We start from the raw sequence: 23,855 nt of genomic DNA, 5'->3' as shown, positions 1-23,855 counted from the left end.
TCGGCTAACGGGGATGGTCCGTGGACTGCAAACCCTGCGTCGCCCTGAGCCCGCTTTGTCATGGCGTACTCACCGCAGTGTATTCGGTGAGATTAGGAAGGTCTGGACCAATCGTCAAGAGGTCCAGACCAAAGTTTCCTTGCGCGAATCAGAGCTCCAACTCCATTTCCAGGAAAGCCGCTTGTATCCGTTCGCGCAGCCTCGGCTTCCCGGGCCGCCGCCGGGTCCCCGTACACGGCCCCCGCGTACATCAACCGCACCGGACCGGTAGCACCGTCCGGTGACCCGTCCGCATCGGTTTCAGGGTGCGGCCGGGTCGCTCCACCGGGCCGGCCGCTGACTCAGCGCTCCCCGCCCGGCACCCACAGCACGTCCCCGACCTCCTTGTTCGCCGTCCTGGCGAGGATGAAGAGGAGATCGGAGAGACGGTTGAGGTAGGTGGCGGTCAGCGGGTTCATGACCTCGCCGTGCACCTCCAGCGCCGCCCAGGTGGACCGCTCGGCGCGGCGTACCACCGTGCAGGCCTGGTGCAGCAGCGCCGCGCCCGCCGTACCGCCCGGCAGGATGAAGCTGCGCAGCTTCTCCAGGTCCTCCAGGAAGTTGTCGCAGTCCGCCTCCAGTTTGTCGACGTAGGACTGCTCGACCCGCAGCGGCGGGTACTCGGGGTCCTGGACCACCGGAGTGGCGAGGTCGGCGCCCACGTCGAACAGGTCGTTCTGTACGCGGACGAGGACCTTCACGACGTCCTCGGAGAGGTTCCCGAGCGCGACGGCCGTACCGATGACGGCGTTGGCCTCGTTGGCGTCGGCGTACGCCGAGATCCGCAGATCGGTCTTGGCGGTCCGGCTCATGTCCCCGAGGGCGGTGGTGCCCTTGTCGCCGGTACGGGTGTAGATGCGCGTCAGATTGACCATGGGCCCAGCGTAGTTACGCCTCGGCCCCGTGGAAGACACTCGTGTCGGCCGTCACAGCCGGGAACGCGGTGCGAGGGTGGCGGGCGGCGGACCGGACGAGGTCTCGCGTGGAGGACCCTTCCTGCTCGACGGCGTGGAGGATCTGCTGGGCGGCAGGAGCTCAACTACGCGCGGCGCGCTGCCGCGTGGCATCTGAGGGTGTGATGTCCGTCATGTGAGACGTGACGCGCATCTCTTCACGGCCTCTATTCCCCTCACGGGTACTAATCTCCGCCGGAGAGCATGAGAACGACCGACTATGCATAGGGGTGCGAACGTGGCCAGGAAGCTCGCCGTCATCGGCGCCGGACTCATGGGGTCCGGTATCGCGCAGGTCTCCGCCCAGGCGGGCTGGGACGTCGTGCTGCGCGATGTCACCGACGAGGCCCTGGCCCGCGGACGTGGCGGTATCGAGGCGAGTTACGGCAAGTTCGTCTCCAAGGGCAAGCTCGATGCGGCCGACGCCGAAGCCGCGCTCGGCCGGATCACCACGACCACCGATCTCGACGCCGTGGCCGACGCCGACATCGTCGTGGAAGCCGTGTTCGAGAAGCTCGAGGTGAAGCACGAGATCTTCCGGACCCTCGACAAGGTCGTCCGTGAGGACGCCGTGCTCGCCTCCAACACCTCCGCCATCCCGATCACCAAGATCGCCGCGGTGACGGAGCGGCCGGAGCGGGTCGTCGGTGTGCACTTCTTCTCACCGGTCCCGATGATGCAGCTCTGCGAGCTGGTGCGCGGCTACAAGACCAGCGACGAAACCCTCGCCACCGCAAGGGAGTTCGCCGAGTCCGTAGGCAAGACGTGCATCGTCGTCAACCGCGACGTCGCGGGCTTCGTCACCACCCGGCTGATCTCGGCACTGGTCGTCGAGGCCGCCAAGCTGTACGAGTCGGGCGTCGCCTCGGCCGAGGACATCGACACCGCCTGCAAGCTCGGCTTCGGCCACGCCATGGGCCCCCTCGCCACGGCCGACATGACCGGCGTCGACATCCTCCTGCACGCCACGGGCAACATCTACACCGAGTCGCAGGACGAGAAGTTCGCCGCCCCCGAGCTGATGCGCCGGATGGTCGACGCAGGTGACATCGGCCGCAAGAGCGGGCAGGGCTTCTACACCTACTGATCACGACCGGGCCCCCGGGCCGTCCGATATGCCGTCGGACGGGCCTCGGGGGCCCGGGATCCGGTACCGTCCGGCACCCGGATCCAGGGGGTACCGCCGTATCTTCTTCACTCCTCGGGGTGAATTCGGTATCGGTTCGCTTACAGACGGCAACTTCCCTGTCGCCGCGGCAGTCAGTTGGGACAGAGGAAGAAAGAGAAAACGGTCAGACCGACCTTGCTACGGAGCACTTCCGGGGAGCGCATATGCACATCAGGGGCGACCACGCCGAGCTGGTCGTCGGGGGCCGCCTCGACGTCCGAAGCGCGGCGGACGCCCGTACGGTCCTGCATTCGGCCGTCGACGACGGGGCCGGCGATCTCGTGCTCAACCTCACCGAGCTGGACTCGTGGGACGCCACAGGACTGGGCGTCATCATGGGTGCGCACCGCAGGGCCGGAAGGGCGGGCCGCCGGCTCGTACTGCGCGGCGTGCCGCCGCAGATGCAGCGGCTGCTGGTCGCGACGAGGCTGCACAGGATCCTGGCCATCGAAGGCGGTATCGCGGCGGATTCCCTGCCACGCGTATAGGGAATTCCGGGCGGGAGCGGCGGACGGCTATTTGCGCACAATCCTCACGAGAAGGTGACGTCGTGGGCGGCGCGGCCCCCCGATGGTTCATGGATACTGTGCGAAGGTTTAGGGTTCGGCCGTCTGCCGATCGACGAGGACCCACTGGCGGACACCGGACCGGAACGAGCCGAAGCAGGCGTACGAGGCCGGAGAGGGTCACCGCGCGCTGCGCCTTTGGGGGGCTTTGACGATGGACCCGACCAACAGTGGACCGGAAGAGTACGGCCATGACCGGTCCGGTGACGACGCGCCGGCACGACGTCAGACCCGCGATCCGCTGACGCCCGACTTCGGGCATCAGACACCGCAGCAGTCCCGTGCGGTGCAGCTGATATCGGGCGACCTCCTGCTCACCGTGAATCCGGTCGACGGCAGCGAGATCGAGTCCTGCCGGCCGGGGCAGCGGCCCGCCGCACCCGTCCGGCACACCGCGGAACAGCGCGTGGACCGGGAGCGTGCTGCGGCCCCGCCCGTCCCCGCGGGGCCGCCAGGACCCCAGTTGCCCCTCCTGGAGCGTCAGGAGGACCGTGAGCGCCTCGTACGCCATCTCGCCCGCGGACGTTCCGTGTGCCTCACCGGACCGGCTGGTTCAGGGCGTACGGCCCTCCTCGACGCCGTCGCGGCCGAGTGCGCCGACCTGGCCCCGGACGGGGTCGTGCGGCTCTCCGGTTACAAGCGGACCGCCGCGGACCTGCTGCACGCCCTCTTCGAGGCCGTCTACCGGGCTCCACTGCACCGTCCCGACCGGGAAGGGCTCCTCGCGCTCGTGCGGGGCATCGGGGCCGTCGTCGTCGTCGACGACCTCGAACTCGGCGGCGCCCCGCTGCAGGAACTGCTCGACGCGACGCCCGAGTGCGCGTTCCTCTTCGGCGCGACGCCCGATGTGCCCGCGCCCACCGCCGACTCCAACCTCGAAGAAGTCCTCCTCACCGGCCTCGGCCGCAGCGCCTCGATCGAGCTCCTCGAACGCGTGGTGGAGCGCGAACTCACCGACGAGGAGGCGAACTGGGCGGGGGACCTCTGGTTCGAGTCCGAAGGGCTGCCCCTGCGCTTCGTCCAGGCCGGCGCCCTCCTGCGTCAGCGTGACGAGCTGCGGACCGGGCAGGACACCCTCGACACCTACGACGACCCGGCAGACATACCGGCCTTCGGCACGGCCGGGCCGGTGGACGCGCCGCTGCCCAGCCTCGGTGAGGGCGCGGCGCCCGCGGCGCTGCTCGCCTCCCGGCTGAGCGAGGCCGCCCGCGAGACACTCCGCTTCGCCGTCGCACTCGGCGGCGAGGTGCCGCACCAGGCGCACCTGCCCGCGCTCGTGGGCGACACCCACGCCGACGCCGCACTGGGCGAACTGCACCGCTGCGGACTGCTCTCCCCGGCCGGCCCGCGCTACCGGCTGGCGGCCGGGGTCATGGCCCAGCTGGAGGCGAGCGGATACGGCGATACCGCCGACGCCAACGCCCGAAGCGCCGCCCAGCACTACACCTGGTGGTCCGGACACCCCTCAGTCACCCCCGAACGGGCCACCGCCGAGGCGGACGCCCTGCTCGCCTCCCTCTCCCGTCTCGTCCAGGGCGACCAGGCGGGACAGGCCAGCGCGGCCGTACTGCTGGCCCGCAGCGCCGCGCCGGCCTTCGCCGCGGGCATGCAGTGGGGTGCCTGGGAGAAGGCGCTCAGGTCCGGCCAGGAGGCCGCCCGCATCGCCGGCGAGGTGGCTGAGGAGGCCTACTTCCACCACGAGTTGGGTGTCCTCGCGCTGTGCACCGGTCATCTGGACCGGGCCCGGGCCGAACTTGAGGCGTCCATCGGCATGCGCGGTGCGCTCGCCGACAAGCCCGGTGCGGTGGCGGGGCGGCGCGCGCTCGCCCTGGTCGCCGACCGTGCCGGTGACCCGCTGCCGGCCGAGCGCACCCTGCCCGGCGACGAGGTACCCGCCCCACGTGAGGAGCCGGCCCCGCCGCCCGGCGACGTACCCGCGGTCAGGCCGACCTTCCCGCGGGTCACGGACACCTCCGCCATGCTGATCACCCGTCAGGATCCCAGCCCGCCGGAGAAGAGCGGTGTCCGCGCAGGGATGCTCCGCGCAGGGGTGCTCCGCGGCGCGAGGCGCAATCTCGTCGCGGTCGGCGCGGGCGCGCTGCTGGTGGCGGTGCTCGGCACGGTCGTCACCCTGGGAGTGACCTCGGGTAGCGAGGACCCGGAAGGGCGGAACGTCACGACCGAGCAGTCGGCGGACGAGGACAACGGCGAGAGCGGTCTCCCCGCTGACGAGCCCGCCGACGGCCCGGAGTCCGAGGAGGGAACGCCCGGCGGCGGCCCCGCGTCCCCCGGCCCGTCCGGCACGGCGACCCCGTCGGCGAGCGGCACCCCGTCCCCCAGCGCCTCCGGTCCCGGTTCGAGCTCCGGCACCCCGTCGACCGGCAGCCCCACCGGAGGGCCCACACAAGGCAGCCCGTCGCCGACGAAGAACCCCACGAATCCTCCGGCCACGCCGCCCAGCCAGACAGGCACCCCGAGCGAGACCCCGACCGAACCCGAGACGCCGACGCCCACCCCGTCGGAATCGGAGACGACCACGGACCCGACCATGTCCGACTCCGCGAGCGGCCCGGCCGAGACCGTCACCGCGTCGACGACGGAGGACGGAACCGCTTCGCCGACGACGGCCTGAGAGAACGCCGTACGGGCCCGGAATGCGGGCCCGTACGGCGTGACGGGGACTGTGCGGCCCCCGGGGTCAGAACAGCCGCAGCTTGTCGTCCTCGATACCGCGCATCGCGTTGTAGTCCAGGACCAGGCACCCGATACCGCGATCGGTCGCCAGCACCCGCGCCTGCGGCTTGATCTCCTGGGCCGCGAACACGCCGCGCACCGGGGCCAGATGAGGATCGCGGTTGAGCAGCTCCAGATAGCGGGTCAGCTGCTCCACGCCGTCGATGTCCCCGCGCCGCTTCAGCTCCACGGCCACCGTCGCGCCGTCCGCGTCCCGGCACAGGATGTCGACCGGGCCGATCGCGGTCGGGTACTCACGGCGGATCAGGGTGTAACCCTCACCCATCGTCTCGATGCGGTCGGCGAGCAGCTCCTGGAGGTGCGCTTCCACACCGTCCTTGATGAGACCTGGATCGACACCCAGCTCGTGGGACGAGTCATGGAGGATTTCCTCCATAGTGATGATCAGTTTTTCGCCCGCCTTGTTCACCACGGTCCAGACGCCCTCACTGTCGCCGGCGCCCTCCTTCAGGGTGCAGGGCGGCGACATCCAGTTGAGCGGTTTGTACGCCCGGTCGTCGGCGTGTATCGAGACGCTGCCGTCCGCCTTCACCAGGATCAGACGGGGGGCGGAGGGCAGGTGGGCAGTGAGCCGGCCCGCGTAGTCGACGGAGCAACGGGCGATGACGAGACGCATGGTCGGCAACGCTACTCGACGACGCGGGGTCCACGCGATTCCCGGCCCCCTGGCGGCACCCCTCGACGGACGCCGATCGGGCTTGCCCCTCTTTGCGACCGTTCGTTATTGGCCGGTTGTGTTCCCAATCTCCTGGTGCGGCCCGGACCGCGCCCTTAACGTGGAAGCAGGAGGTCGCCGTCTGTGTACGCAGCGTCGCCGCCCTGCCCTGCCCGTAAGGCCCCGGCCACCCGTCGGGGTCGCGAGAGGAGAACCCATGTCGCTCGACGTCTCACCGGCGCTGTTGGAACAGGCCGAGCGAGGCGAGGTCGACGAAGCCGACTTCGTCGACTGCGTCCGGACCTCCCTGCCCTACGCATGGGAGATGATCAGCTCCCTGGTGGCACAGCTGAAGGTCGACGGCGGAGAGTTCGCCGACAACCAGACGCCCCCGCCGGACGAGCAGGCACGTGGTCAGCTGCTGCGTGCGCTCGCGAGTGATGCGATACGCGGCGCGCTGCAGCGGCACTTCGGAGTGCGCCTGGCATTCCAGAACTGCCACCGCATCGCCGTATTCCCGCTGGACGCTTCGGTCGACGAGCGGCTGGCCCGATTCACCTCGGTGAGGGGCCAGTTGCTCAACCAGTCGCCCGAACTGCGGGACTGCTGACGCTTCCGCTGCCGCTCCGGGCCGCGGGAGGTGCAACTGGCTCCGGAGCGGCAGCTTCCGTACCACCGCACCACCAGGACAACCAGCGTGAACCCGTCACTTCAGCAACGGCAGCACTTCCGTGCCCAGCCGCTGCACATTGGTCTCCGTCGCCGCGAGGTCGCCCGATCCCTCCACCATGAGGGCGAATCGAGTGATGCCCGTGCGCTCCGCCGTGGCCGCCAGCCTGTCGGCGGCGAGACGGGGCGGTCCCACCGGATGAAGGCCGCACAGGAACTCCGTGTACGCCACGGGGTCGCGCATCACCCGGTGCCGGCCGTCGACCGTCACATGGGCGCCGAGCCCCTGGCGCAGCCACCCCGGCATCGCCTTCACGAGCGTCTCCACCGCGTCCGCGGGACGGTCGGCGATCTGAGCCACCCCTGCGGACACGTGTTCCACCCGCTCCACCACCTCCGGCGGCTGGCCCGCCTCCCGGGCGGCAGACCGCCACAGGGCGACCATGTCCGCCTTGTCCTCGTCGCCGCAGTGCATCCCGAGCAGCATCGGCAAACCCTTTCCAGCGGCGAGTTTCACGCTTTTCTGCGAGGTGCACGCGACGATCACCTCGGGGCCCGCCGGACCGTCTCCGAGGAGCTCGTCGGCGCGGGGGACCACGGCCACCTCGCGGAAGCCGAAGCGCTCTCCGCCGCCCGCCACCCGGGGCTTGTCCAGCCAGTCGAGCAGCAGTTCCAAGGCCTCGGGGAAGCCCCGCTCGTACGCGTCGAGGCCGCCTCCGAAGACCTCCAGGTCGACCCACGGGCCACCGCGCCCCACTCCCAGGGTGAAGCGGCCGCCGCTGGTCAGGTGCAGCAGCGCTGCCTGTTCGCCGAGTATCACCGGATGCTGGTTGGGCAGCACGCTCACCGCCGTGCCCACCCGGATCCTGCGGGTGCGGCCGAGCAGCAGCGCGGCCAGTGTCGTGGCGGACGGGCACACCCCGTACGGCACGAAATGATGTTCTGCCAGCCAGACCGAATCGAGTCCGGACTCCTCCGCGACCTCGGCGGACCGGACTGCCCGGTGGAGGGCCTCGCCCTGCCCCTGACCCGGAAACTGTGCTGCCAGTACGAACGTTCCTACGCGCATCGCCTTCTGCCTCCTTACGGCCGACGCGGCTGTCCCCCACTGGCAACAACGTCTGACACGTGCCAAAGGCACGGTCCACGGCGAAGTTGTTGCGATTTTCCGGTAACCCACTCGCCCCTCTGCCACTCAGGCGCCCCACCCGCACCCGGTACGCCGCCGATGGCTCTAGGCTGGACGGAACAATCCGCCCCGTACCGCCACGTGAGGTGTTCCGTGTCCCCGCGCCGCAACCGCCCCAGAGGCGGCGAGAGTCCCGCCGGCAACGAACGAGAGCCGGGGGATCGGTACGGCAGCGGCGGTGCGACCGAGAGCTGGCAGGGCGAGGAGTGGTCGGTGCGCCCCGTGAGCGGCGCGAGCGCGGCGGGAAAGCGCTACCGCTGCCCCGGCTGCGACCAGGAGATCCCGTCCGGTGTCCCGCACATGGTGGCCTGGCCCGAGTTCGGCGGCATCGACGACCGGAGGCACTGGCACAAGGCCTGCTGGAACGCGAGGGACCGCCGCACCACGAGGGTGCAGCGGTCCAGGAACGCTCCGCGCTACTGAGAGCAGGCTCTGGGTCAGACGTCGCGCCGGTCCAGCGCGGCGAAGGCACCGGCCATGACCACCGCGGTCACGCCGATGATGATCCACAGCGGCTCCCAGCCGACCGGCCCCGACGTGGTCACCGACGCGTCGTACATCGCGCCCAGCTGGTTGGGGATGGAGTACTCGAACAGTGCCTGCTGCACGTCCGCGAGGGACGCCGAGAACATGAACATCGCGAGCACGAGCGGGAGCAGCACCACCGCGATCATGATCGTGATCGCGCCGGCCGAATGCCGGATGAGCGCGCCGAGCGCGAGGGAGAGCAGCCCGAGCGTCGCGACGTAGAGGCCGACACCCACGGTGGCACGCACCCAGGAGGCGGCGTCGGCCGTGGCCCCGTCCAGCATGGCCGTCTGCAGCACCCCGACGATCCCGGTGGTCACCGTGGTGATCGTGAAGGCGAGCAGGAAGAAGACGATCGACTTCGCGATCAGGATCCGCGCCCTGCTGGGGCACGCGGTCAGCGTCGTACGGATCATTCCCGTGCCGTACTCGGACGCGATGGTGAGCACCCCAAGGGTGATCACACAGATCGAGCTGAGCAGCACGCCGAAGAACCCGAGGCTGAGCACGGGCGCCCCGTTCAGGTTCCCGTCCGAGACACTCACGGCGAACGCGGTGAGCAGACCGATGCCGACCAGCAGCACGACCATCACGCCGAGCGTCCACATCGTGGAGCGCACGGAGCGGATCTTCGTCCATTCGGAGGCGATCGCGTCACCGAGGCCGGGCGTGCGTACGGGGATCGGTGAGGCGTAGAGCCCGGCCGGCGCGCCCCGGTCCTGCTGCGGGTGCTGCGGTCCGGGGGCCTGGTGTGCCTGCGGGGGCGGCGGAGTCGCCGGCGTCGTCATCGGGAGTCCTCGCTGGTCGTGTGCCCGGCCGCCTCGGCGGCGGGCGCGGGTGCCGGTGCGGCCACGGGTGAGCCGGCGTAGGGGTTCTGTCCCGGCGGGGGCGGGGCGTACCAGCCCTGCTGCGGGGCCTCGGGCCCCTGGGGCGCGTACCCGGGCTGCGCGTACCCCACGGACGCCGGCTGCCCGTAGCCGTAGCCGGGCTGCGGAGGCTGGAGCCCCGCCTTGGCGTCCGCGGTCGAGCGGTAGTCCACGGCGCCCTGCGTCATCCGCATGTACGCCTCCTCCAGCGACGCCTGGTGCGGCGAGAGCTCCCACAGCCTCACGTCCGACCCGTGGGCCAGATCGCTGATCCGGGGGAGCGGCAGCCCCGTCACGCGCAGGGCGCCGTCCGGCTCCGTCATGACCCGGCCGCCCGCCTCCGTCAGCGAGGCCGTCAGCTTCTCCCGGGACTCGGGCCCGTCCGTCGCGACCCGCACCCGGGCGAAGTCCGCGGAGTTGGCCGAGATGAAGTCCGTGACGCTCATGTCGGAGAGCAACTGCCCCCGCCCGATCACGATCAGGTGATCGGCCGTGAGCGCCATCTCGCTCATCAGGTGGCTGGAGACGAAGACGGTGCGCCCCTCCGAGGCCAGCCGCTTCATGAGGTTGCGGACCCAGAGGATGCCCTCGGGGTCGAGCCCGTTCACCGGCTCGTCGAAGAGGAGCACCTGGGGATCCCCGAGCAGCGCCGCCGCGATCCCGAGCCGCTGCCCCATACCGAGGGAGAAGCCGCTGGAGCGCTTCCCGGCGACGTCCTGGAGCCCGACGACGCCGAGGACCTCGTCCACCCTGGCCGCGGGGATACCGGCCAGCTGAGCCAGACTGAGGAGGTGGTTACGGGCGCTGCGGCCCCCGTGCACGGCCTTGGCGTCGAGGAGCGCCCCGACCTGGCGCGGCGCGTTGGGAAGGCTGCGGAAGGCGTGACCGCCGATCGTCACATGTCCCGACGTCGGCCGGTCCAGGCCGAGCATCATGCGCATGGTGGTGGACTTGCCCGACCCGTTGGGACCGAGGAACCCCGTCACGGCTCCCGGGCGTACCTGGAAGGAAAGGTTGTGCACGGCCGTCTTCGCGCCGTAGCGCTTCGTCAGGCCGACTGCCTCGATCATTCTCCAGCCCCATCGACTTATCTGTCGTCGGGGCCCAGGCCGGCCGGCCGTACGCCCCCGTAAGTCATAGGAGGATAACCAGCCCCCGGTGGTTCCGGCCAAGCCGTTGCGCGGGGCGTCGGGATGGTCGCGGGACGACGGCCGCCGGGCGGAAGCCCGGCCTCCGGTCAGGCGTCCCGCTTCTTCAGGACGAGATAGCCACCCAGCAGCGCCGCGATCACCCACAGCACCATGATCCCGAGCCCGCCCCACGGCCCGTACGGAGCGGGGTCGCTGTTCATGGCGTCCGGGACGACCTGGGTGATCTCGGAGCCGGCCTGGTCGGGGAAGTAGCGGGCCACGCTCTTGGCCCCGGGGACGGCCGAGAGGATCTGCGAGACGAGGAAGAAGAACGGCATCAGGATGCCGAGCGACAGGATGGAGCTGCGCAGCATCGTGGCCACGCCCATGGAGAAGATCGCGATGAGACCCATGTAGAGCCCGCCGCCGAAGACGGCGCGCAGGACGTTCGGCGCGCCGATGTCGGTGTTGTGGTCGCCGAGCAGGGCCTGGCTGAGGAAGAAGGTCACGAAACTGGTGACGAGGCCGACCAGCGTCGCGAGCACGCCCGCGACCGCGATCTTGCTGAAGAGGAACGTGCCCCGCTGCGGCACGGCCGCGAGCGAGGTGCGGATCATGCCGGAGCTGTACTCCGTACCGACCACCAGGACTCCGAAGACGACCATCGCCAGCTGCCCCAGGATCAGGCCGGAGAAGCCCACGAAGGTCGGGTCGAAGGTCGCGCGCTCGGCGTCGGAGAGGTCGTCGAACTGGCTGTTCAGCACGGCGCTGAGGGCCGCCCCGATCGCGACGGTGACGGCGAACGCGCAGATCAGCGTCCAGGTGGTCGAGGAGACCGTCCGGATCTTGGTCCATTCGGAATTCAGGACCGCGGGTACCGATGCCATCGCCGTCACGCGCCCTTCGTGCCGTCGCCGGCCTGCTGGTTCCACTGTTCGCCCCAGTCCGGACCCGCCGGAGCCGGAGCCGGCGTCGTTACCGGCGGTGCGCCGTCCCGGTCGGAGTGCGCGTGGTACTCCACCGAGCCCGCGGTCATCTGCATGAAGGCCTCCTCCAGAGAGGCCTGCTGGGAGCTCAGCTCGTGCAGCACGATCCCGTGCCGCGCGGCGAGTTCCCCGAGCCGCTCCGAGGACTCGCCGTCGATCTCCAGCGTGCCGTTGCCCGACTCGACCACGACGACGCCCTCCGTGTGCAGCACGTCGAGCAGTCGCTCCTGCTCCGGGGAGCGCATCCGCACGAAACTGCGGGAGTTCTCGCGGATGAAGTCGGCCATCGAGGTGTCGGCGAGCAGTCTGCCTTGGCCGATGACGATCAAATGGTCTGCGGTCAGGGCCATTTCACTCATCAGGTGTGAGGAGACGAAGATCGTCCGGCCTTCGGCCGCGAGGGTCTTCATCAGATTCCTGATCCAGTGAATTCCCTCCGGGTCCAGGCCGTTGACGGGCTCGTCGAACATCAGGATCTCGGGGTCGCCGAGCAACGCCGCGGCGATTCCCAGCCGCTGCCCCATACCGAGCGAGAAGCCCTTGGACTTCTTCCTCGCCACCGCGCTCAGGCCGACGGTGTCGAGCACATGGGCGACCCGGCTCGCCGGGATGCGATTGCTCTGGGCGAGGCACAGGAGGTTGTTGTACGCGCTGCGCCCACCGTGCATCGACTTGGCGTCCAGCAGCGCGCCGATGTGCTTGAGCGGCTCCTGCAGCTCGCGGTAGTGCCTGCCGTCGATGCGCACCGTGCCGCTGGTCGGGTTGTCGAGGTCGAGCATCATCCGCATCGTCGTGGACTTGCCGGCGCCGTTCGGGCCGAGGAATCCCGTCACCATGCCCGGCTTGACCCGGCATGACAGATGGTCAACAGCAACCTTGCTGCCGAAGCGTTTGGTGAGGCCGTCCAGCTCGATCATGCGTTCACGCTAGAACGGCCGCGCGCCCGGCGCCACCACAAAGGCGGAACCGGGCGCGCAAGGGGTACAGCTGATGTACGTGGGCCGTCAGCGGCTCTGCTGGGCCGGGACCCCGCGGGTGGCGGGCTCGTCGTCGGCCGGGGAACCGGCGGCGGCGACCGCGGCACCCGTCAGCGTCGCCAGCATCTCGCGGACGTTGGTCAGCTGGGCGTTGATCGAGTCGCGGCGGTTGGTGAGCGCCGCCAGCTCGCGCTCCGACTCGCTGCGGATCCGGTCGGCCTTGGCGTTGGCGTCGGCCACGATGTCCTCGGCCTGGCGCTGCGCGGTCTCCACCGTCTGGCGGGCCCGGCGCTCGGCGTCCGTGCGGAGCTTCTCGGCCTCCAGGCGGAGCTGCTCGGCACGGTGCTCGATCTCGGCCAGGCGCTTCTCGGCCTTCGCCTGACGGGACGCGAGGTCGCGCTCCGACTGCTCGCGGCGCTTTGCGAGGTTCGTCTCGAAGTCAGCGGCGGCCTGAGCGGCCTTGGCGCGCGTCTCCTCGAAGAGCGCGTCCGCCTCCTCGCGCTTCTGCTGGGCGTCCTTCTGCGCGTCGGTGCGCAGCGTACTCGCCTCGCCCTTGGCCTTCTCGACGATGCGGACGCCCTCGTCCTCGGCCTTCGACTTGCGCTCGGCGGCGAAGGTCTCCGCGTCGTTGCGCACCTGCTGGGCGGCCGACTCGGCGAGCTCACGATGCTGCTCGGCCGCGCGGCGGGCCTCCTCACGCAGGTCCTTCGCCTCCTCCTCGGCGAGGCGGAGGATCTTCTCGACACGGGCACCGAGGCCGGCGTACGACGGCTCGGCGTCGTTGACCTGGGCCTGGGCGTTCTGCGTCTCGAGGTGGAGCTCCTCGATGCGCTTTTCCAGTGAGGTGATTCGGGCGAGGGCGCTGTCACGGTCGGCGACGAGTTTGGTGATGCGGTCGTCCACCTGACCGCGGTCGTATCCACGTCGCACGAGCTCGAAGCCGAAGGGGGAGGAAGGGTCGCTCATGGGGTTCCTGTCGAATGAGACCGGTGAGGTGTTAGAGGGAATCCTAGGGGCCTTGGCGGCGTGTCAACGTGAAGATGCCGCTTTGGTATGGAGAATGACACCCCTTTTGAGTGGCTGACCTCCGGAGTGCTTGCCACTCGAAGGATTAAATCTTCATGGCAAAGTCGTCCGCGGCTAGCCGTCCGACGTCTTGCCGCCCGACCGGTTGCCCACCGAGGCACCGGCCTTGACGCCCCCCGAGGCCTTACCCGTCCCACCTGGAGCCTCGAAAGACTCCAACGCCTCGAGCACGTCCTGGACACGGGAGATCTCCGTATTGATGTCCTCCCGTCTGCGGACCAGCAGATCCAGCTCCCGGCGGCCCTCGTCGACCATCTGCTGCGCCTCGGCCTCGGCGTCGGCGTGCAGCTTCTGGGCCGCACGGGTCAGCTCGGCCTTCTTGGTCTCGGCCTCCTTCAGGAGCGACTCGGCGCGCTTCACGGCGGCGATACGGACCTTGCTCGCCTCCGAGTTCGCGTCGTTCAGCAGCTCCTTGGCCTTCGCCTCGGCCTCTTCACGCTGTTCGGTCGCGGCCTTCATGAGCTTGTCGACGCGCTCGCCGGCCGTCTTCATCTGCTCCGAGGTCTCGCGCCTGGCACGCTCGTGCAGTTCCTCGACCTCGCTCTCGATCCGGGCCCTGAGCTCCTCCGCGCGCTCCCGGGTGGCGGTGGCGTCCCGGCGTGCTCCCACCAGCAGCTCGTCCGCGTCCGTGCGGGCCCGCTCGACCAGGGTGTTGCCCTCGACGGTGGCACCGGAGGTGATCCGGACGGCCTCGTCGCGAGCCGCGCCTACCATTCTGTCGGCCTGCTCCTCGGCCTCGGTGGCGGAGCGCAGCGCCTCCTCCCGGGCCTTCTCGACGAGCTTGTCGGCCTGTTCGGCGGCGTCCGCTCGGCGCTTCGCCGCGGCCTCGCGCGCCTCGTCGAGCAGCCGGTCCGCCTCCTGGCGGGCGTCCGCGCGCACCTGCTCGGCCGCGGCCTCGGTCTCGGCGCGCAGCCGTTCCGACTCCTCGCGCGTCCGGGCGGCGTCCTCCTGGGCCGCTGCGACGCTCTGCGCCGCCTCCGCCCGCAGCCGCTCCGCCTCGTCGGCCGCCTCTCCGACGAACCGGGCCGACTCCTCGGTGGCCTCGGTACGGACCCGCTCACTCTCGCTCGTGGCCTCGGCCATGAGCCGGTCGGCCTGCGCCGCCGCCTCCGAACGGATCCGGTTGGCGTCCTCGCGGGCTTCGGCACGGGCACGCGAGGCGTCCTGCTCCGCCGAGGCGAGGGCGTCCGAAGCCTCGGTGCGGACGCGCTGGCTGTACTCCGAGGTGTCCGAGCGGAGCTTCTCCGACTCGGTGATCGCCTCGGAGACGGTCCGCTCGGCCAGGGACTTCGCGGCCTCCGACTCCTCGTGCGCGACCTGGCGCACACGGTTGGCGTCCTCGGCGGCCCGCTCGCGCTCGGCATAGGCGTCGGCCCTGACCCGGTCCGCCTCCTCCTGGGCCTCGTTCCTCGTCCGCTCGGCCGAGTGCTCGGCGGCCGAGCGCAGCCCGGTGATCTCCTCCTCGGCCTGCTCCTGCAGCCCGGCGACGGAGTCCCGCACCTGCTGGGCGGTCTGCTCGGCCGCGGAGACCAGCTCCGAGGCCCGGCTCTCGGCCTCCTCGACCAGCCGTTGCGCCTCCGCCTGCGCCTCGTCGACCCGCTTGCGCGCTGAGGCGAGGAGCTCCTCGCTCTGCTCGCGGGCGCGCTCGCGCTCCTGCTCCGCCTCGGCGCGGGCGGAATCCAGCGTCTCCTCGGCCTCGCGGCGGCGCCTGTTGGACTCCTCCTGGGCGGCCGCCAGAGCCTCGGCGGCCTCCGCGCCGACCCGCTCGGCGGCGGCCGCGGCCTCGGAGCGCACCCGGTCGGCGGTCTCCTGGGCCTCGGTCTTCAGGCGCTCGGCCTCCGCAGCCGCCTCGCTGCGCAGCCGTACGGCCACGGACTCGCCCTCGGCACGGGACTGCGCGGCGTCCGCGGCAGCCTCGATGCGCAGCCGCTCGGCCTCGGTCGTCGCCTGCTCCTGGAGCGTGCGCAGCCGTTCGGCGGCCTCCGAGCGCAGCCGCTCGGACTCCTCGTTCGTCTCGCGGCGGATGCGCTCCGCCTCCGTACGAGCCTCGCCGAGAGCCTCCTCGGCGGCGGTGACCCGGGCCTCGGCCTCGGTGTGCAGCCGGGTCAGCTCGTCGGCCGCTTCGGCCCTGCGGGCCTCGACGCCGCGCTCGGTCTCCTCGCGCAGGGCCTCGGCCGCCGTCTCCGCCGCGGCGGTCAGGGCAGCTGCCTGTTCCTCCGCCTCGGTGCTCAGCTTCTCGGCCTCGACGCGGGCGCGGTCGAGGGCCTCCTCGGCCTGCTTGCGCAGCGTGGCGGCACGCTCGGCCGCCTCGGTCCTGACCCGCTCGGCCTCGGTGCTCGCGGAGGTCCGCCGCTCCTCGGCGTCGGCCTTCGCCCTGGTGAGCAGTTCCTCGGCGGTCCTGGCGCCCTCCTCGAGCTGCTGGACGGCCTCCCGCCGGGCCTCGCCGCGGATGCGCTCGCCCTCGGCGACCGCCTCGGAACGCAGCTGCTCGGCCTCGCCGCGCAGCCTGCGCGCCTCCTCCTGCAGCTCGACCGTCTTGGCCCGGTACTCCTTGGTGTCGTCCTTGGCAGCGCCCTTGAGCTGGTCGGCCTGCTCGGCGGCCTCGCCGCGCAGCCGGTCCGCCTCGGCCTCGGCCTCGCGCCGGATCCGGTCGGCCTCCTCACCGGCGGCTCTGGTCGTCGACCTGGCGTCCTCGGAAGCCTTGGTCAGGACCTCTTCGGCGCTGCGGGCCGCCTTCGCGAGCTGGGCCGCGGCGTCCTCGGCGGCCAGGGTGCGGGCCTTCTCGGCGGCTTCCGCGACCACCCGCTCGGCCTGCGCCCGGGCGTCGGTGAGCGCCTGCTCGGCCTCCTCCTTGAGGGTCTCGGCCTGCTTGGTGGCCTCGCCGACCAGCCGTGCGATCTCGGACTTCGCCGTACGGGTGCGCTGTTCGTTCTGCGACTCGGCGCCGGCCAGCCGCTTGACGGCGGCCTCCTTGGCCTCGGCGAGGACCTTCTCGGCCTCCAGCCTGGCCTCGCGCAGCCGGGTCTCCGCCTCCTGCATGCGCTGCTCGGCGGTGCGGTTGAGCTCGGCGGTCTGCTGCCGGGTCTGCTCCGTCTCCGCGGTCGCCGCCGAGCGCAGTTGCTCGGCGTGGCTGGTGGCCTCCTGGGCCTGCGTGGACGCGGCGTCGAGCAGTCGCTCGGCATCCCTGCGGGCCCGCAGCAGCGTCCCCTCGGCCTCGGTACGGGCCGCCTCCGCTTCGGAGTTGACCCGCCGACGCGTCTCGTCGGCCAGCCGCGCGGCCTCGGCGCGGGCGGCGGCCAGGGACTGCTCGGCCTCGGTGCGGGACTCGTCCAGCAGACGCCGGGCCTGCGACTCGGTCCTGGCCCGCAACTGCTCTGCCCAGGCGACGTTCTCGTTGACGTGGGACTCGACGGTCTGGCGGCGTTCCGCCAGCTCCTGGTCGAGCCGCTGGCGCCGCTGTACGGCCTCCGCGTGCAACTCGGCCTGGAGACGCGCCTGGTGCTCCGCGTGCTCCTGGAGGATCCGCTGCGTCTGCGCCCTGGCCTCGCGCAGCTCGCGCTCGGCGTCGGTGCGCAGCTGATCGGCCTGGATCTGTGCGTTGCGGAGCATCTGTTCGGCCTGGTAGCCGATGTCCGCGCTGTCGTGTGCGGGACGGGTCGCGAGATTGCGCCGAGCCTCGTGCAGCTTGGCGCGCAAGACCTCGACCTGGTAGCCGAGGTCCTCGGCGTGCTGGACGGCCTTCTCCCGGTCGGTCTTCAGCCGGTCCATCTCGGCTTCGAACCGCGAGAGATGGTCGTCTTCAGCTCGGTGGCTCTGCTGGCTTTCGTAGCCCCGCACTGCGCGGTCCCATCCTTCCCCGAGCTCTCAACGTCTTCCCCCGAGCTCTCAACTTCGTTCGAGCGGGGGATGCCCCACTGAGCAGGGGAGACCCCAACCCTGGTCGCAAACCCCGTACGAGGACCGCTCGCCGGCGAGCGGTCCCCCGGGGAATGGTGACAGATCAACGGCGAGGACGCGGCGCGGCCCCGACCCGGCCCCGGCCCGGAATCACCCACTCTACCGGGCCGGGTATCCGGCGGGTCAGTGCTCCGTTGCCGAGGTGACCAGTTCGGTCAGGACCCCGTGGCAGTCCTTGGGGTGGAGGAAGGTGATCCGGGACCCCATGGAACCCGTCCTGGGCTCGTCGTACAGCACCCTGACGCCCTTCCCGCGGATGTCCGCCGCGTCCGCGTCCACGTCCGCCGTACCGAAGGCGATGTGGTGCACACCCTCGCCATTCTTTGCCAGCCACTTGCCCACGGCCGAGTCCTCGCGGGTCGGTTCCAGCAGCTGGAGGTAGGAGGCGCCGCCGTCGGAGGTGTCGTTGATCTTGAGCATGGCCTCCCGGACGCCCTGCTCCTCGTTGACCTCGCAGTGGTACACCTCGAAGCCGTAGGTCGCGCGGTAGAACTCCACCGTCCTGTCGAGGTCGAAACAGGCGATTCCGATGTGGTCGATTCGCGTCAGCATGGAACCAGTGCAGCGTCCCGCCGATGGTTACGCAACGTGCGCGCGATCACACCCACTGCCGGATGACGGGCGCGGGACCGCTCAGTACATTCAGGTAAACCCTCGTTCACAACCAATCCAAGGGGCTGCGCCTCATGTCAGGAACGACCGGTACCACCTCAGTGATCGTCGCGGGCGCACGTACGCCCATGGGCCGCCTGCTCGGCTCGCTGAAGAGCTTCTCCGGGGCCGACCTCGGCGGCGTCGCCATCAAGGCCGCGCTGGACCGGGCCGGGATCGGCGGCGACCAGGTCCAGTATGTGATCATGGGCCAGGTCCTCCAGGCCGGGGCGGGGCAGATCCCCGCGCGCCAGGCGGCGATCAAGGCCGGGATCCCGATGAACGTCCCGGCGCTCACCGTCAACAAGGTGTGCCTGTCCGGGCTCGACGCGATCGCCCTCGCGGACCAGCTGATCCGCGCCGGTGAGTTCGACGTCGTGGTGGCCGGCGGCCAGGAGTCCATGACCAACGCGCCGCACCTGCTGCCGAAGTCCCGCGAGGGCTACAAGTACGGTGCGGTCGAGCTGCTCGACTCGATGGCCCACGACGGCCTGACCGATGCCCACGAGAACATCCCGATGGGCGAGTCCACCGAGAAGCACAACGCCCGCCTCGGCCTGACCCGCGCGGCCCAGGACGAGATCGGCGCCCTGTCGCACCAGCGTGCCGCCGCGGCCCAGAAGAACGGCCTGTTCGAGGCCGAGATCACCCCGGTCGAGATCCCGCAGCGCAAGGGCGACCCGGTCCTCTTCTCCAAGGACGAGGGCATCCGCCCCGAGACGACCGCCGAGTCGCTCGGCAAGCTTCGCCCGGCCTTCACCAAGGACGGCACGATCACGGCGGGGACGTCCTCGCAGATCTCCGACGGTGCGGCCGCCGTAGTCGTCATGAGCAGGGCCAAGGCCGAGGAGCTGGGCCTGGACTGGATCGCCGAGATCGGTGCCCACGGCAACGTGGCGGGCCCCGACAACTCCCTCCAGTCCCAGCCGTCCAACGCCATCCGGCACGCCCTGAAGAAGGAGGGCATCGGCGTCGAGGACCTCGACCTCATCGAGATCAACGAGGCCTTCGCGGCCGTCGCGGTCCAGTCGATGAAGGACCTGGGCGTCAGCTCGGACAAGGTCAACGTGAACGGCGGCGCCATCGCACTCGGCCACCCGATCGGCATGTCGGGTGCCCGCGTGGTGCTGCACCTGGCGCTCGAACTGAAGCGGCGCGGCGGAGGCACCGGGGCTGCGGCCCTGTGCGGCGGCGGCGGTCAGGGTGACGCGTTGATCATCCGCGTACCGGGCAAGTAGTACACCGAACGAACGAGCGAGGAGCCGAGTGTGAAGGTGGACGTCCCCACCCTGGTCGAGCAGGCACGGGAGGGCAGGCCGCGTGCGGTCGCCCGGCTCATCTCCCTGGTGGAGGGAGCCTCCCCGCACCTGCGGGAGGTGATGGCCGCCCTGGCGCCGCTCGCCGGCCGGGCGTACGTCGTCGGCCTGACCGGGTCGCCGGGGGTCGGGAAGTCCACCTCGACCTCGGCGCTGGTCTCCGCCTACCGGAGGGCGGACAAGCGGGTCGGTGTCCTCGCCGTCGACCCGTCGTCGCCGTTCTCCGGCGGCGCGCTCCTCGGTGACCGGGTCCGGATGTCGGAGCACGCCTCCGACCCCGGTGTGTACATCCGCTCGATGGCCACCCGCGGCCATCTGGGCGGGCTCGCCTGGTCGGCCCCGCAGGCGATCAGGGTGCTGGACGCGGCGGGTTGCGACGTGATCCTCGTGGAGACGGTGGGGGTCGGCCAGTCGGAGGTGGAGATCGCCTCCCAGGCCGACACCTCCGTCGTCCTCCTCGCGCCCGGCATGGGCGACGGCATCCAGGCGGCGAAGGCCGGAATCCTGGAGATCGGTGACCTCTACGTCGTCAACAAGGCGGACCGGGACGGGGCGGACGCCACCGCCCGCGAGCTCAACCACATGCTGGGCCTCGGGGAGTCCCGGGGGCCCGGAGACTGGCGGCCGCCGATCGTGAAGACGGTCGCGGCCCGGGGCGAGGGCATCGACGAGGTCGTCGAGGCGCTGGAGAAGCACCGGGCGTGGATGGAGGAGCACGGCGTCCTGGCGGAGCGGCGAACGGCGCGTGCGGCCCGCGAGGTCGAGACGATCGCCGTCACCGCCCTCCGCGAACGGATCGCCGATCTGCACGGTGACCGCCGGCTGGACGCGCTCGCCGAGCGGATCGTGGCGGGAGAACTCGACCCGTACGCCGCGGCGGACGAGCTGGTCGCGGGACTCACCAGCGGGAACTGAGGGTCCCCCGGGCCGCGTGCGGGCCGCCCGGGAAGCCCCTCCTTCCGGAGCGTCGCCGGAAATCAGTCGTCGCTGTCGCTGTCGTCGTCGGCACGGTCCGCGGTGACCTTCCCGCTCTTCGCGTCGACGTGGAGCTCGTGCCCGCCACCGTCCTCGCCCGTGACGTCGACGTCCCAGTGCGGCGCGGCCTCCCCGCCGTCCTCCCCGTCGTCGTCCAGGTCCACGGATGTCACCGTGCCCGGCCGGTCGGCGAGCGCCGCCCGCACGGCGGCGTCGAGGGAGACGCCTGCCCGGCGAGGCGCGTGCCGGTCCCGGTCGTCGTTGTCGTCGTCCTTGCGCTCGGACAGCACCTTGCCGCTGCGCGCGTCCACCTTCACGTCGTTCCGGGTCCTGTCGGAGCCGTACACGTCCAGCTCCCAGACTGCGCGGTCACGGTCGTCGTCATCGTCGTCCAGCTCGGCCTCGGTGACCGTGCCCGGAACGGCCTTCAGAGCGGCGTCCACGGCCTCGTCGACGCTGATCCGCGCCTTCCCCGGGGTCCCGGGGCTCCCGGCGGCCCGGTCCGCGCCGGCCGTCCGGTCCTCCTTCGTGCCGCTGTCGGAGTCGGCGAAGGCCGCGGTCGTGACGAGCCCGCCGCCGACGAGTACGACCGCGGCGAGAGCTGCGACGGTGATGTTGCGCTTCATGGTGTGTTCCTCCCCGATGGGATGTGCGGTGCGACGGGATCCACACTGGCGCCGCGATGCTGAACCCAGCCTGAAGCCACCTGAAGGCGTCTTCAGGTCCGGTTTGGGAAGCTGTCCCCATACGCCTGTTGATCGTGGAGGACGAGAAGCGCCTGGCGATGTCGCTGGCGCGCGGGCTTACGGCCGAGGGGTTCGCCGTCGATGTCGTGCACGACGGCCTGGAGGGGCTGCACCGGGCCGGGGAGGGCGTCCACGACCTCGTGGTGCTCGACATCATGCTGCCGGGGATGAACGGCTACCGGATCTGTGCCGCCCTGCGCGCGGCCGGACACGAGCTGCCGATCCTGATGCTCACCGCCAAGGACGGGGAGTACGACGAGGCGGAGGGCCTGGACACGGGCGCCGACGACTACCTGACCAAGCCGTTCTCGTACGTCGTGCTCGTCGCCCGGATCCGGGCGCTGCTGCGCCGGCGCGGCGGTTCCGCGTCCCCCGTGCTGAACGCCGGCGCGCTGCGGATGGACACCGCCGCCCGGCGGGTGCATCTGGACGGGGACGAAGTCGGCCTCACCGCGAAGGAGTTCGCCGTACTTGAACAACTCGTGCTGCGGGCCGGCGAGGTGGTCAGCAAGGCGGACATCCTGGAGCACGTCTGGGACTTCGCGTACGACGGGGACCCGAACATCGTCGAGGTCTACATCAGCACCCTGCGGCGCAAACTCGGCGCCACGTCCATCCGCACGGTGCGCGGCGCGGGTTACCGGCTGGAGGCGCGGTGAGGTCCGTACGGGCGAGGGCGGCGCTGGGGGCCACCCTCGTCGTCGCCGTCGCCCTGATCGGCGCGGGGCTGGCCGTCCTGCTGGTGCTGCGCGGCAATCTGACGGACCGCGCCGGCCTGGAGGCGGAGGTGGCGGCGCGAGAGGTGGCCGGACAGCTCGCCCTGGGTGTGCCGTACCCGGAGCTCGAGCTGGGCGACGAGGAGGCCCACCCCGTCCAGGTGTCCGACGGGGCGGGCCGCGTGGTGGCCGTCTCGAAGGACCTGGAGGCCGTCTCGGGCACGGGTACGACGAGGGTCGCCCCGGCGCCCTCGTCGGCCCCCGGTGACGACGACGAGGCCGACGGCGACGACGATGCCGACGGCGACGACGACGGGAACGACCCGGCACGCCGTGAGGTCTCACCGGACACGCCTGAGTTCACCAACGGCACCGCGACGGTCGACGGCGAGGAGGCGGACTACCGCTTCGCCGCCGTCGAGGTGACCACGTCGAAGGACGTCACGCTGACGGTCCACGCGGGTGCCCCGCTCGCGGCCGAGCAGGAGGCCGTGAGCACCGTACGCACCTCCATGCTGACCGGACTGCCCGTCATGCTGCTCGTCGTCGCCGGGGTGACCTGGCTCGTCACGAGGCGCGCGCTGCGCCCCGTCGAGGGCATCAGGCGGGAGCTGGCCGCGATCACCGCGTCCGAGCACCTCGGGCGCCGGGTGCCCGAGCCGGACTCGCGCGACGAGGTCGCGCGGCTGGCCCGTACGACCAACGAGACCCTGACCGTGCTGGAGGCGTCGGTGGACCGCCAGCGGCGCTTCGTCGCCGACGCCTCGCACGAGCTGCGCAGCCCGATCGCCTCGCTGCGTACCCAGTTGGAGGTGGGAGCAGCCCACCCGGAACTGCTGGACGTGCCGGGTGCGGTCGCGGACACCGTGCGCCTGCAGGCGCTGGCCGCCGATCTTCTGCTGCTGGCCCGGCTGGACGCGGGGGAGCGGCCGGGGAGCGCGGTGGTCGATCTGGGCGTCCTCGTCCGCGAGGTGGTCTCCCGCCGTACGGCTGACCGGATCGGCCCGGCGGTTTCGGTGCGGGAGGAAGACGGTCTTGAAGTCTCCGGTTCACGCGGCCAGTTGGCCAGGGTCGTCGGCAATCTCCTGGACAACGCCCAGCGTCACGCGGTGCGTTCGGTCGCCGTGTCGGTGCGGGCGGACCGTGGCGGCGTGGTCGTGGAGGTCGCCGACGACGGCGCGGGGGTGCCCGATGGCGAACGCGACCGGATCTTCGAGCGCTTCGTACGCCTGGACGACGCCCGCAGCCGCGACGACGGCGGAGCCGGGCTCGGTCTGGCCATCGCCCGTGACGTGGCCGTGCGGCACGGGGGCACGCTCAAGGCCGGCACGGCGTCCGGCGGCGGCGCGCTGTTCGCACTGCGGCTGCCCCGCAGGGCGTGAGCGGACCCCGGCAGGCCCGGCTGGCGGGAGCCCTACGGCTTGCCGCGGCGGCCGCGCAGATGGTCGGCGATGGGGGTCAGCGCCGCGTGCAGCTCGGCCAGCGCCTCCGGTGACAGCAGGTCCATGAAGTGGCTGCGCACGGAATCGACGTGGTGGGGCGCGACCTTGCGCATCGTCTCGCCGCCGAGGTCCGTGAGGACGGCGAAGAGGCCGCGCCGGTCCGACTCGCAGTGCTCGCGCCGGACCAGCCCTGCGGTCTCCATGCGGGTGATCTGGTGCGAGAGCCTGCTCTTGGACTGCAGGGTGGCCGCGGCGAGGTCGCTCATCCGCATGCGCTGGTCTTCCGACTCCGAGAGGTTGACCAGGATCTCGTAGTCGTTCATGGTCAGGCCGAACGGCTGGAGGTCCTTCTCCAGCTGATGCGTCAGCAGCCTGCTGACGTCAAGGTGGGTGCGCCAGGCGCACTGCTCCGCGTCGTTCAGCCAGCGGGTGGCAGTCTCGGTCTCCATGTATGGATTCTACCTAAGATGTTGAAAGCCGGACGAA

General features: G+C 71.1%; 22 protein-coding genes. 10 read left to right on the top strand and 12 right to left on the bottom strand.

What is annotated here, in order from left to right; all coding sequences use genetic code 11:
- Positions 1-341 precede the first annotated feature (341 nt).
- Positions 342-914, bottom strand: a complete 573-nt coding sequence (locus ACFU5K_RS07860; protein ID WP_384058027.1) for a cob(I)yrinic acid a,c-diamide adenosyltransferase — start codon at positions 912-914, stop codon at positions 342-344.
- Between the two features lie 28 nt (positions 915-942).
- On the opposite strand from ACFU5K_RS07860, the gene ACFU5K_RS07855 reads away from it, so the two are divergent.
- The 4 genes from ACFU5K_RS07855 to ACFU5K_RS07840 all read left to right on the top strand — a co-directional run bounded on the left by ACFU5K_RS07855 (position 943) and on the right by ACFU5K_RS07840 (position 5,358).
- A complete protein-coding gene (locus ACFU5K_RS07855; protein WP_384058025.1) occupies positions 943-1,110 on the top strand; it encodes a hypothetical protein in 168 nt (55 codons plus the stop codon).
- A gap of 120 nt (positions 1,111-1,230) precedes the next feature.
- Positions 1,231-2,079: a 3-hydroxyacyl-CoA dehydrogenase family protein gene (locus tag ACFU5K_RS07850; RefSeq protein WP_384058023.1), complete on the top strand. Its 849-nt coding sequence runs from the start codon at positions 1,231-1,233 to the stop codon at positions 2,077-2,079.
- 245 nt (positions 2,080-2,324) lie between these two features.
- Entirely contained in the window at positions 2,325-2,648 is a 324-nt protein-coding gene (locus ACFU5K_RS07845; protein WP_073745281.1) for an STAS domain-containing protein, read from the top strand.
- A 232-nt stretch (positions 2,649-2,880) separates the two neighbouring features.
- On the top strand, positions 2,881-5,358 hold the full coding sequence (locus tag ACFU5K_RS07840; protein WP_384058021.1) for an ATP-binding protein: 2,478 nt from the start codon (positions 2,881-2,883) through the stop codon (positions 5,356-5,358).
- A gap of 66 nt (positions 5,359-5,424) precedes the next feature.
- On the opposite strand, the gene nucS is transcribed toward ACFU5K_RS07840, so the two are convergent.
- Entirely contained in the window at positions 5,425-6,096 is a 672-nt protein-coding gene (gene nucS / locus ACFU5K_RS07835; protein ID WP_384058019.1) for an endonuclease NucS, read from the bottom strand.
- A 256-nt stretch (positions 6,097-6,352) separates the two neighbouring features.
- Between nucS and ACFU5K_RS07830 the strand changes: the two genes are divergently transcribed.
- Entirely contained in the window at positions 6,353-6,745 is a 393-nt protein-coding gene (locus ACFU5K_RS07830) for an SCO5389 family protein (RefSeq protein ID WP_103515362.1), read from the top strand.
- 96 nt (positions 6,746-6,841) lie between these two features.
- Here the strand turns inward: ACFU5K_RS07830 and ACFU5K_RS07825 are convergent, their stop codons facing one another.
- A complete protein-coding gene (locus tag ACFU5K_RS07825; protein ID WP_384058017.1) occupies positions 6,842-7,873 on the bottom strand; it encodes an LLM class flavin-dependent oxidoreductase in 1,032 nt (343 codons plus the stop codon).
- 213 nt (positions 7,874-8,086) lie between these two features.
- Here ACFU5K_RS07825 and ACFU5K_RS07820 point away from each other — a divergent pair, with 213 nt between their 5' ends.
- A complete protein-coding gene (locus tag ACFU5K_RS07820; protein WP_384058015.1) occupies positions 8,087-8,416 on the top strand; it encodes an ATP/GTP-binding protein in 330 nt (109 codons plus the stop codon).
- Between the two features lie 14 nt (positions 8,417-8,430).
- Here ACFU5K_RS07820 and ACFU5K_RS07815 read toward each other — a convergent pair whose 3' ends face one another.
- From ACFU5K_RS07815 to mce, 7 genes are all read right to left on the bottom strand, one after another.
- A complete protein-coding gene (locus ACFU5K_RS07815) occupies positions 8,431-9,309 on the bottom strand; it encodes an ABC transporter permease (RefSeq protein ID WP_384058013.1) in 879 nt (292 codons plus the stop codon).
- Positions 9,306-10,457 carry an ATP-binding cassette domain-containing protein gene (locus ACFU5K_RS07810; RefSeq protein WP_384058011.1) on the bottom strand — a complete coding sequence of 384 codons (1,152 nt, stop codon included), beginning with the start codon at positions 10,455-10,457 and terminating at the stop codon, positions 9,306-9,308. The genes ACFU5K_RS07815 and ACFU5K_RS07810 overlap by 4 nt, the downstream gene beginning before the upstream one ends.
- Positions 10,458-10,624: 167 nt before the next feature.
- Positions 10,625-11,404 (bottom strand): ABC transporter permease, encoded by a 780-nt coding sequence (locus ACFU5K_RS07805; protein WP_384058009.1) that lies wholly within the window; start codon positions 11,402-11,404, stop codon positions 10,625-10,627.
- A gap of 5 nt (positions 11,405-11,409) precedes the next feature.
- A complete protein-coding gene (locus ACFU5K_RS07800; RefSeq protein ID WP_384058008.1) occupies positions 11,410-12,420 on the bottom strand; it encodes an ABC transporter ATP-binding protein in 1,011 nt (336 codons plus the stop codon).
- Positions 12,421-12,507: 87 nt separating this feature from the next.
- Complete coding sequence (locus ACFU5K_RS07795; RefSeq protein WP_384058006.1) at positions 12,508-13,446, bottom strand: cellulose-binding protein; 939 nt, start codon at positions 13,444-13,446, stop codon at positions 12,508-12,510.
- 174 nt (positions 13,447-13,620) lie between these two features.
- The gene (gene scy, locus ACFU5K_RS07790) at positions 13,621-17,403 is read right to left on the bottom strand and encodes a polarized growth protein Scy (protein WP_384058004.1); all 3,783 of its coding nucleotides are present in this window, start codon (positions 17,401-17,403) and stop codon (positions 13,621-13,623) included.
- Positions 17,404-17,646: 243 nt separating this feature from the next.
- Positions 17,647-18,075 carry a methylmalonyl-CoA epimerase gene (gene mce / locus ACFU5K_RS07785; protein WP_384058002.1) on the bottom strand — a complete coding sequence of 143 codons (429 nt, stop codon included), beginning with the start codon at positions 18,073-18,075 and terminating at the stop codon, positions 17,647-17,649.
- Between the two features lie 134 nt (positions 18,076-18,209).
- Here mce and ACFU5K_RS07780 point away from each other — a divergent pair, with 134 nt between their 5' ends.
- The gene (locus ACFU5K_RS07780; protein WP_384058001.1) at positions 18,210-19,412 is read left to right on the top strand and encodes an acetyl-CoA C-acetyltransferase; all 1,203 of its coding nucleotides are present in this window, start codon (positions 18,210-18,212) and stop codon (positions 19,410-19,412) included.
- 30 nt (positions 19,413-19,442) lie between these two features.
- Positions 19,443-20,405 (top strand): methylmalonyl Co-A mutase-associated GTPase MeaB, encoded by a 963-nt coding sequence (meaB, locus tag ACFU5K_RS07775; RefSeq protein WP_384057999.1) that lies wholly within the window; start codon positions 19,443-19,445, stop codon positions 20,403-20,405.
- A gap of 62 nt (positions 20,406-20,467) precedes the next feature.
- On the opposite strand, the gene ACFU5K_RS07770 is transcribed toward meaB, so the two are convergent.
- Positions 20,468-21,091: a PepSY domain-containing protein gene (locus tag ACFU5K_RS07770; RefSeq protein WP_384057997.1), complete on the bottom strand. Its 624-nt coding sequence runs from the start codon at positions 21,089-21,091 to the stop codon at positions 20,468-20,470.
- A gap of 119 nt (positions 21,092-21,210) precedes the next feature.
- Between ACFU5K_RS07770 and ACFU5K_RS07765 the strand changes: the two genes are divergently transcribed.
- Together ACFU5K_RS07765 and ACFU5K_RS07760 are read left to right on the top strand one after the other, a co-directional pair.
- On the top strand, positions 21,211-21,870 hold the full coding sequence (locus ACFU5K_RS07765) for a response regulator transcription factor (protein WP_384058107.1): 660 nt from the start codon (positions 21,211-21,213) through the stop codon (positions 21,868-21,870).
- Positions 21,867-23,309, top strand: a complete 1,443-nt coding sequence (locus ACFU5K_RS07760) for a sensor histidine kinase (RefSeq protein WP_384057995.1) — start codon at positions 21,867-21,869, stop codon at positions 23,307-23,309. The genes ACFU5K_RS07765 and ACFU5K_RS07760 overlap by 4 nt, the downstream gene beginning before the upstream one ends.
- A gap of 32 nt (positions 23,310-23,341) precedes the next feature.
- Here ACFU5K_RS07760 and ACFU5K_RS07755 read toward each other — a convergent pair whose 3' ends face one another.
- The gene (locus ACFU5K_RS07755; protein WP_384057994.1) at positions 23,342-23,818 is read right to left on the bottom strand and encodes a MarR family winged helix-turn-helix transcriptional regulator; all 477 of its coding nucleotides are present in this window, start codon (positions 23,816-23,818) and stop codon (positions 23,342-23,344) included.
- Positions 23,819-23,855: the final 37 nt, after the last annotated feature.

It is taken from the genome of Streptomyces sp. NPDC057428, assembly GCF_042803195.1.
Taxonomy (GTDB): Bacteria; Actinomycetota; Actinomycetes; order Streptomycetales; family Streptomycetaceae; genus Streptomyces.
Note: the sequence above shows the minus strand (reverse complement) of the source record. Positions and strands in the feature narration are given on the sequence as shown.